At 56.5% G+C, this 14940-nt stretch carries 15 protein-coding genes, 2 tRNA genes and 1 pseudogene (1 of these 18 only partly in view); 1 reads left to right on the top strand and 17 read right to left on the bottom strand.

The genetic code is table 11. The features are described 5' to 3' along the window. From H5U36_03700 to H5U36_03625, 16 genes and pseudogenes are all read right to left on the bottom strand, one after another. A pseudogene (locus H5U36_03700) lies at window positions 1–1916 on the bottom strand (leucine--tRNA ligase); it reaches 437 nt to the left of the window's first position. A 173-nt stretch (window positions 1917–2089) separates the two neighbouring features. Then, window positions 2090–2165, bottom strand: a tRNA-Ala gene (locus H5U36_03695). A 77-nt stretch (window positions 2166–2242) separates the two neighbouring features. Further along, window positions 2243–2500, bottom strand: a complete 258-nt coding sequence (locus H5U36_03690; GenBank protein MBC7217270.1) for a septum formation initiator family protein — start codon at window positions 2498–2500, stop codon at window positions 2243–2245. Between the two features lie 25 nt (window positions 2501–2525). Next, window positions 2526–3812 (bottom strand): phosphopyruvate hydratase, encoded by a 1287-nt coding sequence (gene eno, locus H5U36_03685; GenBank protein ID MBC7217269.1) that lies wholly within the window; start codon window positions 3810–3812, stop codon window positions 2526–2528. Next, window positions 3809–4207: a hypothetical protein gene (locus tag H5U36_03680; GenBank protein ID MBC7217268.1), complete on the bottom strand. Its 399-nt coding sequence runs from the start codon at window positions 4205–4207 to the stop codon at window positions 3809–3811. Before H5U36_03680 ends, eno begins: the two co-directional genes overlap by 4 nt. Continuing rightward, on the bottom strand, window positions 4200–4661 hold the full coding sequence (locus tag H5U36_03675; protein MBC7217267.1) for a glycerate kinase: 462 nt from the start codon (window positions 4659–4661) through the stop codon (window positions 4200–4202). The genes H5U36_03680 and H5U36_03675 overlap by 8 nt, the downstream gene beginning before the upstream one ends. Window positions 4662–4755: 94 nt before the next feature. Beyond that, window positions 4756–5010, bottom strand: a complete 255-nt coding sequence (locus tag H5U36_03670) for an RNA-binding S4 domain-containing protein (GenBank protein ID MBC7217266.1) — start codon at window positions 5008–5010, stop codon at window positions 4756–4758. Continuing rightward, on the bottom strand, window positions 4989–5414 hold the full coding sequence (locus H5U36_03665) for a phosphoribosyltransferase (protein MBC7217265.1): 426 nt from the start codon (window positions 5412–5414) through the stop codon (window positions 4989–4991). The genes H5U36_03670 and H5U36_03665 overlap by 22 nt, the downstream gene beginning before the upstream one ends. Continuing rightward, window positions 5375–6172 carry a nucleoside triphosphate pyrophosphohydrolase gene (gene mazG / locus H5U36_03660; protein MBC7217264.1) on the bottom strand — a complete coding sequence of 266 codons (798 nt, stop codon included), beginning with the start codon at window positions 6170–6172 and terminating at the stop codon, window positions 5375–5377. The genes H5U36_03665 and mazG overlap by 40 nt, the downstream gene beginning before the upstream one ends. Further along, entirely contained in the window at window positions 6147–9212 is a 3066-nt protein-coding gene (mfd, locus tag H5U36_03655) for a transcription-repair coupling factor (GenBank protein MBC7217263.1), read from the bottom strand. Before mfd ends, mazG begins: the two co-directional genes overlap by 26 nt. Before the next feature lie 4 nt (window positions 9213–9216). Then, window positions 9217–9798, bottom strand: a complete 582-nt coding sequence (locus tag H5U36_03650) for a hypothetical protein (GenBank protein ID MBC7217262.1) — start codon at window positions 9796–9798, stop codon at window positions 9217–9219. Next, window positions 9776–10375 carry an aminoacyl-tRNA hydrolase gene (locus H5U36_03645; protein MBC7217261.1) on the bottom strand — a complete coding sequence of 200 codons (600 nt, stop codon included), beginning with the start codon at window positions 10373–10375 and terminating at the stop codon, window positions 9776–9778. The genes H5U36_03650 and H5U36_03645 overlap by 23 nt, the downstream gene beginning before the upstream one ends. A 9-nt stretch (window positions 10376–10384) precedes the next feature. Continuing rightward, the gene (locus H5U36_03640) at window positions 10385–11038 is read right to left on the bottom strand and encodes a 50S ribosomal protein L25/general stress protein Ctc (protein ID MBC7217260.1); all 654 of its coding nucleotides are present in this window, start codon (window positions 11036–11038) and stop codon (window positions 10385–10387) included. A 15-nt stretch (window positions 11039–11053) separates the two neighbouring features. Continuing rightward, window positions 11054–12022 carry a ribose-phosphate pyrophosphokinase gene (locus H5U36_03635; GenBank protein ID MBC7217259.1) on the bottom strand — a complete coding sequence of 323 codons (969 nt, stop codon included), beginning with the start codon at window positions 12020–12022 and terminating at the stop codon, window positions 11054–11056. Between the two features lie 3 nt (window positions 12023–12025). Then, entirely contained in the window at window positions 12026–13396 is a 1371-nt protein-coding gene (glmU, locus tag H5U36_03630) for a bifunctional UDP-N-acetylglucosamine diphosphorylase/glucosamine-1-phosphate N-acetyltransferase GlmU (GenBank protein MBC7217258.1), read from the bottom strand. Between the two features lie 27 nt (window positions 13397–13423). Beyond that, window positions 13424–13498, bottom strand: a tRNA-Gln gene (locus H5U36_03625). A gap of 216 nt (window positions 13499–13714) precedes the next feature. On the opposite strand from H5U36_03625, the gene H5U36_03620 reads away from it, so the two are divergent. Beyond that, the gene (locus H5U36_03620) at window positions 13715–14188 is read left to right on the top strand and encodes a hypothetical protein (protein ID MBC7217257.1); all 474 of its coding nucleotides are present in this window, start codon (window positions 13715–13717) and stop codon (window positions 14186–14188) included. Between the two features lie 336 nt (window positions 14189–14524). On the opposite strand, the gene H5U36_03615 is transcribed toward H5U36_03620, so the two are convergent. Continuing rightward, the coding region (locus H5U36_03615; protein ID MBC7217256.1) for a uroporphyrinogen-III decarboxylase-like protein at window positions 14525–14940 on the bottom strand (416 nt) is incomplete at its 5' end.

Here is a 14940-nt window from a genome sequence, read left to right as displayed (position 1 = left end):
AAGTGGAACCTTTCGGTAATGTCCGTGTCCACCTTGAAAATGGTCTGGTGGATTCGCCGCTCAAGACGGGTGTACGCCTTTTCATCAAAGGGTGCATCTTCCTGGGGCGCAAGGGCGAGAATGTCCTGGGCCACCCGCCACACCCGGTTCAGGAAACGGAAGGCTCCTTCCACTCCCCGGTCGGACCACTCCATATCGAGTTCCGGCGGACCGGCAAAGAGGATGAAGACCCGAACGGTGTCGGCCCCGAACTTCTCGATGATTTCCCGAGGACTCACGGTGTTCCCCTTGGACTTCGACATCTTGGCTCCGTCTTTTGTAACCATCCCCTGGGCAAAAAGATTTGTGAAGGGCTCGCGGAACTTCACAAGACCAAGATCATGCAGGACTTTGGTGAAGAACCGGGCGTACAAAAGGTGGAGAATCGCATGCTCCACCCCGCCAATGTACTGGTCGACGGGCATCCAGTAGTCGACGTCCTTCTCCTCGAAAGGCTTATCCTGAGCCCATGGAGAACAGTACCGGAGGTAGTACCAGGAGGAGCACACGAAGGTATCCATGGTATCGGTCTCCCGCTTTGCCTTTCCGCCGCAGCGGGGGCAGGTCGTGTTCACGAACTCCTCGCAGCGGGCAAGGGGCGAAGGACCGGTGGGAAGGAAATCGACGTTCGGAGGCAGAAGAACCGGCAAATCCTCTTCAGGAACCGGAACCTCCCCGCAGCGTTCGCAGTAGACAATGGGAATCGGAGCTCCCCAGTACCGCTGCCTCGAGATGAGCCAGTCCCGGAGACGGTACGATACTGCTCTCTTCCCAATGCCTTTCTCTTCGAGGAAGGCAATGACTTTTTCCTTGCCCTCTTCCGAGGGAAGGCCGCTGAAGGGTCCGGAGTTCACCATAATACCGGGCTCGGTGTAGCAATCTTCTGCCGAACCTTCAGGGGGCGCAATGACTTGTCGGATGGGAAGGCCGTACTTTTTCGCAAACTGCCAGTCCCGCTCATCGTGCGCCGGGACGGCCATGACTGCGCCAGTTCCGTACTCAAGGAGGACGTAATCGGCGATCCAGATGGGAATCCGTTCTCCATTGACCGGGTTCACAGCTTCCCGTCCAATGTACATGCCTTCCTTCTCGGAGAGGTCGGAAACCCGCTCGATTTCGCTCTTTCGGGCAATGCGTTCCCGAAACTCCCGAACCTTTTCCTCGTACGGTGTCCCTGCAACAAGCTCGTCAACGAGAGGGTGTTCCGGGGCAAGGAGGAAGAAGGTCACTCCAAAGACCGTATCTGGGCGGGTCGTAAAGACGGTGATGGTCTTCCCAAGGTCGGGAACAGAGAAGTCGATGTAAGCACCCTCGCTTCTTCCAATCCAGTTCCGCTGCATGGTGAGGACCCGCTCCGGCCATTTCCCCAAAAGCTCCATGTCCTTCAGGAGGTCCTCAGCGTACTTTGTGATTCGGAAGTACCACTGACTGAGCTTGCGACGCACGACCGGAGTGCCACAGCGCTCACAGGCTCCATCCACAACCTGTTCATTGGCAAGCACCGTGGCACACGACGGGCACCAGTTCACCGGGCCTTCCTTCTTGTACGCTAAACCGTTCTTGTAGAACTGGAGGAAGAACCACTGGGTGAAGCGGTAGTACTCGGGTTCGCAGGTGATGACTTCCCGCCGCCAGTCGTAAGAGATGCCAAGGCGCTTCAGGACTTCCCGCATCCGCTCAATCTTCTCGTGCGTCCAGACCGCAGGATGAATCCCATGCTGGATAGCGGCATTTTCGGCCGGAAGACCAAAGGCATCAAAGCCCATGGGATGGAGGACATTGTAGCCCTTGCGGATGAAGTAACGTGCCACCACATCCCCGATGACGTAGTTCTTCACATGGCCCATGTGTGGGTCGCCAGAAGGGTAAGGGAACATTTCAAGAACGTAGTACTTTTTCTTTGCCTCGTCCCGCTCGCTCTCGAAGAGCCTTGCTTCTTCCCAACGCTTCTGCCACTTCGTCTCAATCGCCGCAAAATCGTACCCCTGCGCCACGGAAAACCCCCCAATAGAGAAAAAGCCCGCCCTTTACGGACGAGCTTGGTATCCTTTGGTGGAGCTGACGGGATTTGAACCCGTGACCTCCTCCACGCCAAGGAGGCGCGCTCCCAACTGCGCCACAGCCCCAGTTGCACCCATATTATACCAGACTCCAACCAGGCGTCAACGAGTGCCGGGAAGAAACTGTGTTCAAAAGCTCGGGGCTACTCCTCCCCGGGCTTGACGACACGCACGAGAATCTCCCCTGGCTTGACGAGCTTGAGCTTTTCCCGGGCGAGCTTCTCAATGTACCAGTCCTCTTCGAGGTACTTCCGCTCCTTAGCGAGGTACTCGATTTCGGCCCGGATCTCCGCCTCTTTCTGTGTCAGCTCCTCAAGCTCCCGGGAAAAGCGGACGTACTCAACCACCTTCGCGCTGAAGCGAGGGGCAAAGAAGAAGAGTGCGAAGGTGAAGAGTACGATAAAGAGAATCTTACTCCACTTTGGCTCAGGAGGAAGAGATTCGGAAAACCTCTTTCCCCCGGAATACGGCAGCATCTCCCAGTTCTTCCTCAATTCGCAGGAGCTGATTGTACTTGGCGATGCGCTCGGAGCGGCACAAAGACCCGGTCTTGATTTGCCCGGTGTTGCAGGCCACCACGAGATCCGCAATGGTCGTATCCTCGGTTTCTCCGGAGCGGTGGGACACTATGGCGGTGAATCCGGCTTTCTTCGCAACTTCGATGGCCTCCATGGTTTCGGTTAGAGTTCCAATCTGGTTGAGCTTGATGAGGATGGAGTTTGCGCATTTCTCCCGAATGCCCCGGAGGAGCCGCTCCTTGTTGGTCACAAAAAGGTCGTCACCCACAAGCTGCACCCGATGCCCTAAGGCAAAGGTGAGCTTCTTCCAGCCTTCCCAGTCCTCTTCGGCCAGCCCGTCCTCGATGGAGATGATTGGGTACTTCTCCACAAGCTCGGTATAGAACTCAATCATCTCGTCGACGTTGCGACGAACACCCTCCCGCTCGAAGATGTAGATACCGTCCTTGTAGAGCTCGGAAGCCGCCACGTCCAGAGCAAGGTACACGTCTTTTCCCGGTTCGTACCCGCTCATCTGAATGGCCTCGATGATAACCTCGATAGCCTCAACCGAAGAGCGAAGGTTAGGAGCAAATCCACCCTCATCCCCCACACCGGTGGAGTACCCTCGCTTCTTCAGGACCTTGGCGAGGGTGTGGAAAATCTCTGCGCCCATCCGGAGGGCTTCCGAGAACTTCGAGGCCCCACAGGGAGCAATCATGAACTCCTGGATGTCGACGCCGCTGTCGGCATGTTTTCCACCGTTTAGGATGTTCATGAGAGGCACTGGGAGTTCCCGGGCATTGACCCCACCGAGGTACCGGTAGAGAGGAAGTTCCGTGTACGCTGCTGCCGCCTTTGCACAGGCAAGGGAAACCCCGAGAATCGCGTTGGCTCCGAGTTTACCCTTGTTGGGCGTTCCGTCAAGTTCAATGAGCGTCTTATCGATAAGGGCCTGGTCCAGGGCATCAAGGCCGATGATCTCGGGAGCAATGATTTCATTCACGTTCTCCACGGCTTTGCGGACACCTTTGCCATGGTAGCGGCTTTTGTCTCCATCCCGGAGCTCCACCGCCTCAAAGGTTCCCGTTGAGGCTCCCGAAGGAACCGCCGCCCTTCCGAAAGCTCCTGAGGCCAGGACTACCTCAACCTCAACGGTCGGGTTTCCTCGGGAATCGAGTATTTCCCGGGCGTGGACATCGAAAATCGTACTCACTGTACGTCACTCCCTTCTTTCTTCGTGATTCGAATGACACTTCCTGAGGGAATCGTCTCAAGGAGAGAGAGATTCCCTTCTATTCTCCCCACCACCTCCACCGGACTTGCGGGACGGACCTCTTCTGGGGTTCGGCTTGCCGGAGTGGGTCCAAAAAAGAGGCAAAGGCACGCCCCATCGGGCCAGTAGGCAATGTCTCCCTTTTCCACCACATCCCGGGGATGCGTGATGGCGCTCTTCACCGGGATGGGAAAGTAAATCTCCTTCCCCCAGGTGTTCACCCGTCCCTCAAAAGGCAGGGTTCCAAGAATTTTCCGGGCAAGGTCGGTATCGAAGAGCTCTCCGGTCACGGAAACTCCCTGCCCGGGGAAATGGAAGGTGATTCGCTCAGCCATGGGCTTCCCCCCTTGTAGCAATCTCGATATTCCAGAAGACTCCAAGGCTCATGCCGATGCCACTCACTTCCCGGAAGTTTCGAGGGAATTCTCCGGTGTACAGGGAAAGAACATGGGCGAAATGGTCGATACCCCGCACCGGAGGTCCTTCTCTGTCCCCAAGAAGAAGGGTAACTCGAAAGTTCTCGGGCTTTTTCAGGAAAGAGGAAAGGTCAAGGTACGCCACCCTTTCCAGGTTGTCCCCCACTCCGGTGAGCTCCCGTCCTCGCTCGTCAAAAAAGCACACCCCCAGCGCCTCGAGCATCCCCATACCTCCATCGTAAGGGAATCTCCCGGGAAGCTCAAGAACCACCCCCTGGGCCCCAAAGACGATGCTCTCAAGGAGGAGCTCACCAACCCCATACGTCGTCATGAAGTACGGGTCAATAAGGCAGGGGGCAAGGAAATCGCCCAAGGCAAAGATAATGGTTCCCTCCTTGAAGCTTCCGGAAACGGGAATTCTATCCCCTTCGGGACTCTGGACCTCAAAGGTAACCCGAGGCGTAGGCTCATTCCTCCTTTTTCTCCATCTTGAGCACCCGGTACATGGACTCCTCTTCCCCCCGGGGCGCAGAAAGAGAAAGGACCTCAACGGTCATCTCCCAGTCAGGAGCCCGCAGGGTGATGATATCCCCCACCTTCACCTGGTACGCAGGTTTTGCGACCTTCCCGTTCACGAGCACCCGCTCGCTCCGGCAGGCAAGTTGCGCCACCGGGCGACGCTTGATGAGTCGGGAAACCTTCAGGAATTTATCAAGTCGCATTCTTCTTCCCAGGAGAAGAGCCCATCCCCTTCGAGTTCAGGAAAGCAGGAGTAGTCCCCACCCTTCCCCACGATAACCATGGTGAGGACCGATAAGGCGCCCCGCTCTTTCAGAAAGTGCTCGAGGAAATCCCGTTCCCTTTCGGAGGAAAAGGAACGCACCACGGCCACAACCCGCTTCCCCGAAAGGTCCCCCACCGATTCCCAGAGGACCTCAGGGGGTTCCTCAGAAAGCCCCAGAGCTCGCACTTCCTTTTCAAGGATGCCACTTAAGACACTTGCAAGGAGCATCCCGGAGGCATTCACACCCACAATGCAATCGGGATTCCATCCCCGCACAAGGGGCACAAGGAGCCGAACCCGTTCTAAGAGCGCTTCAAAGGTTCTCTTTTGGCCTTTTCCCATAGGGCGTCCATCTCCTCCAAGGAGGCCTCCGCGATATTCTTCCCCAAGGCTTTCAGACTCTCCTCCACAAAGGCGAATCGCTCGGCAAAACGATCGCAGGCTTTCTGCAGGGCATCTTCAGGCTGAATGCCAAGGTGCCGCGCAAGGTTCACCAGGGCAAAAATGAGGTCCCCCCATTCCTCCTCAAGGCGCTTCGAATCCTTCGCTTTCCACGCCTCCTTGAATTCCCGCCACTCCTCTTCAACCTTCTTTTCCACCTCTTCGGCGTTCTTCCAGTCGAACCCCACCCGGGCGACCCGAGCCTGCATGGAGAAGGCCCGAAGGAGAGCCGGAAGGCCTTTGGGAAGAGAGGCGAGCATTCCCCCCTTTTTGCGCTCTCTGTCCTTGATTTTCTCCCAGTTTAAGAGAACCTCGTCAACGTCGCGCACTTCCTCTTCCCCAAAAACATGGGGATGTCGTTTGTGCATTTTGGCGATGATGTGAGCGAGAACGTCCTCAATGGTGAAGGTACCTTTTTCCCGACCAATCTGGGCGTGAAAGACGATGTGGAGGAGCATGTCTCCGAGCTCTTCCCGGAGAGCTCCTTCATCCTGACGGTCTATGGCATCGAAGGCCTCGTAGAGCTCCTCAAGCATGAGGGGCTTCAAGCTCTCCCGGGTCTGTTCCCGGTCCCAGGGACAGCCGTTCTCCCCCCGAAGCCGGGCCACCGTCGCAACGAGCTCCTCGAAGAGTTCACCGGTTCTTTTCCGTTCCTCCATGGTTTGCCACCCTCTCAAAAAGGGCACAGAGCGTAGCAGTGGGCACCCGGGGGAAACGGAGGAAAACCCGTGCCTCGTCTGCTACCACTTTCCCTTCTATACCGAGATTCTTTCCCTCTTCTCTGTACCGCATGAGCACATCAAGGGGTGCGGCAAGGTAGATACCGTCGCTCCGCTCTTCAATGCTTGCAACCTGAGTTATTTTAGCATAAGAACGGAGACATGTAATGGCAAAAAGGCGACGGACTTCCTCCGGCATTCTCCCGAAGCGGTCCTCCATCTCCTCGGCGAGTTCCTTTCGGTCTTTTTCGGTCCGCGCGGTGAAGAGACGCTGGTAGAAACGGAGGCGCTCGGTCTCATTCTCGATGTAGGAGGAGGGAATGAAGGCTTCCTCCCGGAGGCGGATGACTGGTTCTGGACCGGAGAATCCTCCGTCCTCTCCCCGCTGGCGGGCAATCTCCTCCTCAAGGAGCTTCATGTAGAGGGAAAAGCCCACTTCCTGGATGAAACCGTGCTGCTCTGTCCCCAGAATGTTCCCTGCCCCCCGGATTTCAAGGTCCCGAAGGGCAAGCTTGAGACCCGATCCTGTCCCCCCGAACTCAAGGAGGGCTTCGAGGCGTTCCCGGGCTTCCGGGGTGAGGTTCTTCGGGTACAGGAAGTAGGCATAGGCCTCCCGGTCAAACCTCCCCACCCGGCCCCGGAGCTGGTAGAGCTGCGCCAAACCGAAAAAGGGGGCAAAATCCACGATGATGGTATTGGCCCGGGGGACGTCAATCCCGATTTCCACAATCGTCGTGGAAAGGAGAAGGGGAATCTCCCCCCGGTAGAATCGCTCCATGATTCCCTCAAGTTCCCTACCCCGGAGCCTCCCGTGGGCCACAGCAAGGGGAAGGTCGGGGAAAAGGGAACGGATTTCCTGCTCAACCCGGAAGAGGTCCCGAATTCGGGGGCATACGTAGAAAACCTGCCCTCCCCGCTCGAGCTCCCGCCGAATCGCCTCCTCAATGGTCTTCAGGTTCCGGGGAAGGACAAGGGTGTATACTGGTTTTCGGCCCTCCGGAGGCGTCTCGATGACGCTTATGTCCCGGATTCCCAAAAGGGAAAGGTAGAGCGTCCGGGGAATGGGCGTGGCAGTAAGAGTCAGAACGTCGATGTTGGTGCGGAGTTTCTTGAGGTGCTCCTTGTGCATGACTCCGAAGCGCTGTTCCTCGTCGATGATGAGAAGCCCGAGATTCTTGAACTGTACATCCTTCTCAAGAAGGCGGTGCGTCCCGATGAGGATGTCGATTTCTCCCCGGGCGGTCTTTTCGAGGATTTCCCTCTGCTCCTCGGGACTCCGGAAACGATTGAGAACGGCAATCTGGACCGGGAAATTCTTCATGCGCTCCGTGAAGGTGAGGTAGTGCTGCTCAGAAAGAAGCGTCGTCGGGGCAAGGACGGCAACCTGCTTCCCACCCATAACGGCCTTAAAGGCTGCCCGTACGGCGACTTCTGTTTTCCCATACCCCACATCCCCGCACACGAGCCTGTCCATGGGACGGGGGCTCTCCATATCCCGTTCGACTTCCTCAATAGCTCGCTTTTGGTCGGGGGTCTCAAGGTAGGGAAAGGAGAGCTCGAGTTCTCTCTGCCAGGGAGTGTCCGGAGGAAAGGCGTACCCTTTTTCAATATGCCGCCGGGCGTAGAGTTCAAGAAGGTCCCGGGCAATCTTTTCCACCGAGCGGCGGACCCTTTCTTTCGTCCGCTTCCAGTCATCCTTTCCCAGACGATGGATTTCAGGCTTTGCCTCTCCAACGCCGATGTATTTCTCCACAAGGTGGGCTTGCTCGATGGGCACGTAGAGCCTGTCGCCCCCTGCGTAGGCAATCTCGAGGTACACCCGGCGGACTCCTCCAACCACCATTTCCCGCAGACCCTGGAAAATGCCGATGCCTTCCTCCTCATGGACCACGTAATCCCCGGGAGAAAGAGAGGTAAGGAGCTCCTGAGGGGTAACCCTTCGCCGTTCTTTTCCCCGGGCAAAAGCGTACCCGAAGACATCCTCTTCCCCCAAAAAGGCCCACCGGGAAAAGAGTAAGCCCCTCCGGAGGAAACCCTCTGCAATGAGAACTTTATCCTCTCCAATCCCTTCGTTGCGCAGGAGTTCCGCAAGAGACTCTCCCTTTTCCTGGGGGAGAAAGAGGACTACCTGTTTTCTCGCCTCTTTGAGGAAGCGGAGGCAGGCACCGAGATCCCCCTGGAAAGAAGGCGCACGCTCCACAGGAAGAGAAAGCTTTTCCCCCTTTTCAATCCCAAAGCACACCGCATAGGGTACGTTAAAAGGCACTCCCTCAAGGAATACCCCTTCCCAGAGGACGATTCTTGCCCAGCGCTCGAGAACCTTCCGGAGCTCAACCATGCGGAACTCGCCGCTTCGGGGAGGAACAAAGAGGCTCTCCACATCGCCTTTTGTCCTCTGGGTTTCGGGGTCAAAGGTGCGCAGGCGCTCCAGGACATTCCCCCACCAGTACGTCCGGACCGGCTCCTCAAGGTGCGGCGGGAAAAGATCGAGCACCTCCCCCCGAACCGCCACCTGGCCCTCCTCCTTTACGGTCTCAACCCGCTCGTACCCCAGAAAGAGAAGGAGCTCGAGGAGCTTTTCCCGGTCCACGTGGGCATTCTTCTCAAGGAGGAAGGAGTGGGAGAGAAAGTACGAGAGCTCTTCCACATTCTTTCGGATATCTGAAACCGCAAGGACAAGAACCCCCCGCTTGTGGTCTTTGAGTTCCTTCTGAAGCGCCACTCCCCTGAAGGTCCCCTCAAGGTTCCCCTCAAGGACGGGAACCTCAAGACCAAAGAATTTTGAAAATGCCGTAAGCTCGGCAAAGGCCCGGGCACGCTCTCCAGGGTGAGGCACAACCTGGAGGACCGGGTACCTCTCTCCAAGGAAAAGCGAAAGGAGAGAGGCAAAGGAAACCGGAAGAGAAAGCGAAAGGGAAGACTTCCTGAGGAGTTCCTCCTCCACAAGGTGGAGTTCCGAAAAAATTTCCCGCAAACTCATTCCCTTACAGCGCCACCCACTGGATGATACCGTAGGTGATGGCAAAAGACATGAGGCTCCCAGAAATAGCCTGGAGCACGGTGTGCTTTCGGAGGAAGACCCGCGCCCAGCCAAGGGGCACAAGGAGCCCGTAGAGCAGGGCAAAAAGGGGGTGGATGAGGAGCACAAGCGCCGTCACCGGGCCGGCAATGCCGGCAAGATGGAGGCTGATTTTCCAAAAAAGTGAAATCACCGCACCGGCAAAGGTCACAGAAATGTAGCAAAGGGCTATGGCAAGGAGCTCCCGGGGTGCGGAAAGGAGAAAAAGAAGGACAAAGAGCACCCCGTACATTCCCACAATGCCAAGGTACGGGAAGAATCGCTCCTCTCGACGGGGAAGGTCCGGGTCTGAAACCCGACCCCTCTTGGCCAGGAAAAGGACAAAGACCGTGGGCAGAACGCTCACGAAAAGAACCGAAAGAACGAAGAAAACCACTGCCCGCAACCCCCGGGAAAAGGTAAAGGACACAAGGGCATAGAGGAGAACGGCAACCGCCTGGGGCTGGAGGACAAGGGACAGAGTCTCAGCAAGCTTCTTCCTGTCCATCTCTTTCTCTTTTCCCCTCCCGGGCGTTGTAGATGCTCATGGCTTTCTCCACACCATGCTCGAGGATGTAGAGTACTGCCTCGGCAGCTTTTCTCTCCGCCGCCTCAAGGAGTACCCTTTCCTCTCCTTCAGGAATTCCAAGCACATGGTCCACGACAAGGTCCTTTCCCTCTGGCTTCCCGATGCCCACCCGCACCCGGACGAAGTCATTCCTCCCCAGCGCCTCAACAAGAGACTGGAGACCCCGATGGCCCGCCACTCCCCCACCCCGCTTTATCCGCACCACCCCTGGGGGGAAATCGAGCTCATCGTGGACGACAACCATATCCTCGAAAGCGTGTCCGTGGTGGGCAAAAAAGGCCAAGAGTCCCTCTCCGCTCAGGTTCATGAAGGTCAGGGGCTTCACGAGGTATACCGTTTTCTCTCCGACCATTCCCCGGGCCCAGCTGAAGCGGTCAGCACTCTTCCACGGACACTGCAAGCGTTCTGCTACAAGCTCGACAACCCGAAATCCGGCGTTGTGCCGGGTCTCGGCAAAGCGCTTCCCCGGGTTCCCAAGTCCCACAACCAGGAACACAGAGCTACCTCATTTTTCCTTCTCTTCTTTACCCCTGGCAATAACCTTCGGAGCTTCCGGTTCTTCCTCCGCCGGAGCCTCTTCCTCGGCCACAACCTCAGGTGGAGTAATGACGACGACAACTTCATCAGGATTCTCGGCAATGGTGACGCCCTCGGGAACCTTGAGCTCCCGGACGTGGATTGCGTCGCCAATTTCAAGATTCGTCACATCCACCACAATGGCCTCAGGAATGGCATCCGGGAAGCATTCGACCTCAAGCTCTGGAGTGGCCAGCTCAAGAATACCTCCGGCCTTGACGCCTTTGGCCTCTCCCTGGATGACTACTGGAACGGTGATGGAAATCTTCTGGTCGGCTTTTACCTCGTAGAAGTCGACGTGCCAGATTTCGTTCTTCACCGGATTGTACTGGATATCCTTGATGATTCCCCGGCGCTTCTCTCCGTCAATGGAGAGCTCAAGAATGTGGTGCGTCACTCCAGGAATACGGAGCAGGCGCTCGAGTTCCCCAAGGCGTATTTTCAGGGGCTCTGAGCCCTTGCTGCTCTCCCGGGAGTAGAGAACAGCAGGAACGTATCCCAGGCGACGGAGTTTTCTTGCTCCGCCTTTGCCCAGTTCCTGGCGTCGCTCAAGTGTTACCGTAACTACCTCTCTCTGCTTCATTGCCTTCCTCACTCCCTATATGAAGAGTTCGCTCACGGAACGTTCTCCGTGGATGCGCTTGATGGCCTCGGCGAAAATCGGCGCCACCGAGAGAACCTTAACCTTGTCCCCCACCCGGCGGGCGAGTTCCTCCCGGTCGAGGTGGATGGTGTTCGTCACCACAACTTCTTTTATAGCCGAATCCCGTATTCGGTCAAGAGCCGGTTCGCTGAAAAGGGGATGCGTTGCGCAGGCGTAGACCTCCTTTGCCCCCCGTTCAAGGAGCGCCTCCGCCCCCTCAACGAGGGTTCCCGCAGTGTCGATGAGGTCGTCGACAATGATAGCGGTTCTCCCCTTGACGTCTCCAATGACGTTCATAACCATAACCTCAGAGTAGCTTGGGCGGTGCTTGTCGATCACCGCAAGGTCGACCCCCAGACGGCTCGCGAAATTCCTTGCCCGGGCCGTACCCCCCACATCGGGGCTCACCACGACGACGTTCTCGAGGTTCTTAGCGGCAAAGTACCGGGCAAGAAGGGACTGAGCTGCGAGGTTATCCACCGGGATATCGAAAAAGCCCTGGATTTGCCCGGCGTGGAGGTCCATGGTGAGAATCCGGTCCGCCCCCGCAGTCACGAGGAGATTGGCAACGAGTTTTGCGGAAATCGGTTCCCTTCCCTTGGTCTTTCGGTCCTGCTTGCAGTACCCGTAGAAAGGAATGACGGCCGTAATGCGCGCCGCAGAAGCCCGATGGAGGGCGTCAATCATGATGAGGAGCTCCATGAGGTGGTCATTGGCCGGAGGAGAAGTGGGCTGAATCACAAAGACGTCGCATCCGCGCACACTTTCTTCAATCCGCACCCGAATCTCCCCATTGGGGAAACGGCCAAGGTCCACCCGCCCTAAGGGAATGTCAAGGTACCAGCAGATTTCCTGCGCAAGGGGTGGATTGGCACTCCCCGAAAAGACCTTAAGGTGCTGCGTCATATCGATGAAGTTGAACATCCCTCACCCTTCCTCCAGCTTTCTTCTCGCCCATCCCTCGATATTGACCTGCCTTGCCCTCCCCAAACCAAGGGCGTACGGGGGAACATCCCGGGTGATGGTGGAACCGGCGGCAGTGTACGCACCCCTGCCGATGCGCACCGGGGCAACAAGGGCATTGTTGCTCCCGATGAAGACCCCATCCTCAATGAAGGTGGGGTTCTTCTTCTTTCCGTCGAAATTGCAGGTGATGGTCCCCGCACCGATATTCACCGCTTTTCCAATCGTTGCGTCTCCAAGGTATGAAAGGTGCAGGGCTTTCGTTCCCTCGCCGACGACCGAATTCTTCACCTCCACGAAATTCCCAATCCGCACCCCCCGGGCAAGCTCTGTACCCGGCCGGAGATGCGCGAAAGGTCCAACCTGCACATCCTCCGCAAGGCGGGAGTACTCAACAACGCTATAGGTCACAACGCTCCGCTCCCCAATGGTACTCTCCACAATCCTCGTGAAGGGCCCAAGATGCACATGGGGAGCAATAACGCTTTTCCCCTCCACAATCACTCCCGGGTACACCCACACATCCTCTCCCACAGTGACATCCCAGTCGATGTAGACACTCCGGGGGTCGAGAATCTTCACCCCCAGGGAAAAGAGCTCCTCGAGCTTGCGCTCCCTCAGAATCTCAAGAACCCTTGCAAAGTCCGAAGGGGTGTTGACGTTCGTGAACTCCTCGCTCCAAGGAAAAGCACAGGGCGCTACTCTGTACCCTTGCTCTTGCGCTAAAGCCACAAGGTCGGTGAGGTAGAACTCCCCCTGGGCGTTGCGGTTCTCAAGAAGGGGCAAGAGCTCCTGGGCAAGGGATTTCCGCAGGGCAAAAATCCCTATGTTGACTTCCTGGATGGCACGCTCCTCCGGGGAACAGTCCTTCTCCTCCACAATTCGAATCCTTTCCCCCTCCCGCACTACCCGTCCAAAACCCGAAGGGTCAGAGGAAAAGGAAGTGGCAAAGACGAGATCGGAATGCGTCTCTTCCAGGAACGTGCAGAGCTTTTTGAGCGTCTCCTGCGAAAGAAGGGGCATATCGGCGTAGACGATGAGGAGGTTTTCTATGCTCTCCGGGAGAAAGGGGAGCACCGTCCGAGCTGCGTCTCCCGTCCCAAGAGGAGCCTCCTGGGGCACAACCGTCACACTTTCACCGAAGAGCTCCCTTGCCCTTTCAAGAACGGAAGGGGATACCACGAGGAAAAGGGGCCCAAAGCCAAGGGAAGCCCCCGAAGCAATGAGGTACGCAACCAGGGGCTTTCCTAAGGCAGGAAAAAAAATCTTAGGGAGAGGAGAACGCATCCGCTTCCCCAGTCCCGCTGCAAGCACCACCAAGGCCCACGTCTGCACTCTAAAACCCCACCCGAAAAAGGACAATGGCTGGGGTGGGAGGATTCGAACCTCCGAATGAGGGATCCAAAGTCCCTTGCCTTACCGCTTGGCCACACCCCAGCAGGCATCACCAATTATATCGAATCCTTCAAGAGAGTGTCAACGAAATGTGGGGTTAGCCCGGCTCAGGGTCGCTCTTCATAGGTTTCAAGCCGGGCTGCAATCTTGCTCTAAACCCCGTTCCGCAAACTTTACAATTCAGCCAAAAATCCGCCTCAATTGCGCCATAGAACACCGTTAGAATGGGGGCAAATACCAGGAAAGGAAGTGGTGAGGATGTGGAAACGCAGCGCACTGGGAGGAGTTCTTTTGGGTGTTTTGGTATTCGTGGTGGGGGTGGCAGCCCTTGCCCAGAATGAAGAATCGGTGACGGGAAGGATATTAGCGGTGGACCTTGAGGCCCCTGCAACCAGCGTCACCATTCAGGCGGGGGAAGAGAAACTGGTCGTTGAGCTTGGGCCGGCATGGGCTCTCCAGGGGGTGAACCTCCAAGAGGGTGACGTCATTACCGTGGTGAGAGAGAAAACATCAAACGGTGTACTGGTTGCCTACAGCCTGAGCTACAGGGCACAGAATGGAAATACCGTAACATTGACCCTGCGAGATGCCAGCGGAAAACCCACCTGGAGTGGCAACGCATACCGCAACCAGAATCAGAATTCACCCCAGAACGGCAATCGGCAGCAGGGAAATCAGTACCAGAGTGGCCCCCGGGACGGTAGCGGCAATCAGTGGGGCAGGAAAAGGTAAAAAAAAACGCGGTGCCCAGTCCCCGGCCGAAGATAGTCCTATTCCGGCTAAGGGGCTGGGTTTACCTCCTTCGCTCCTAAGACTAAGAGAGTATTAGTCCAAGCGAAAATCTTGGAATAGCAAGGAAGAACTCACTCCACAGCCAGATCTTTGATTTCCCCATCTGAGGCCTCAACAAGAGGGAGGGAATTGTGAACTAAACTTCGAAAGACTACACCAGCATTCCTCAAGGGGGTCTATTCCTATTCTTATCATTCAACTCCTATCCAAAGCTCGATACAGAGAATTCGTGCGGTTTAGCAATACTCGGTCCTGAAGGCAATTTCTCGAGAGATACTAACCTCTATACGTTCCTCGATACTCTCTAATAGCCTCTACAAGAGCCAGGATATTTTCAGTGGGGACTTCGTTCATGATCTCCTGCGATGGAGCTATAATATATTTTCTGTGCTTTCCAAGTGTTTCGATACACCTTTGGACTGCTTCTTTTACTTCTTGGGGGGTTCCAAAGGGAAGGAGCCGCTGTGTGTCTATACCACCATGAAAGACAAGCCGTTCCCCGAACTTTTGAGCCAGTTCCTCAAGTGACATGGCGTGAGGTTGAACAGGATGGAGTACCTGAAGACCAATGTCCAGCATATCCTCTATAACCAGTCTTACATCACCACAGGAGTGATGCATCACCACAACACCGCTTTCTCGGTAAACCCTCCATATCTTCTCCAGGCGCGGCTTAAAGAGTCTTCTCCAGA

It is taken from the genome of Candidatus Caldatribacterium sp. (assembly GCA_014359405.1).
GTDB lineage: Bacteria > Atribacterota > Atribacteria > Atribacterales > Caldatribacteriaceae > Caldatribacterium > Caldatribacterium oleiphilum.
Note: the sequence above shows the minus strand (reverse complement) of the source record. Positions and strands in the feature narration are given on the sequence as shown.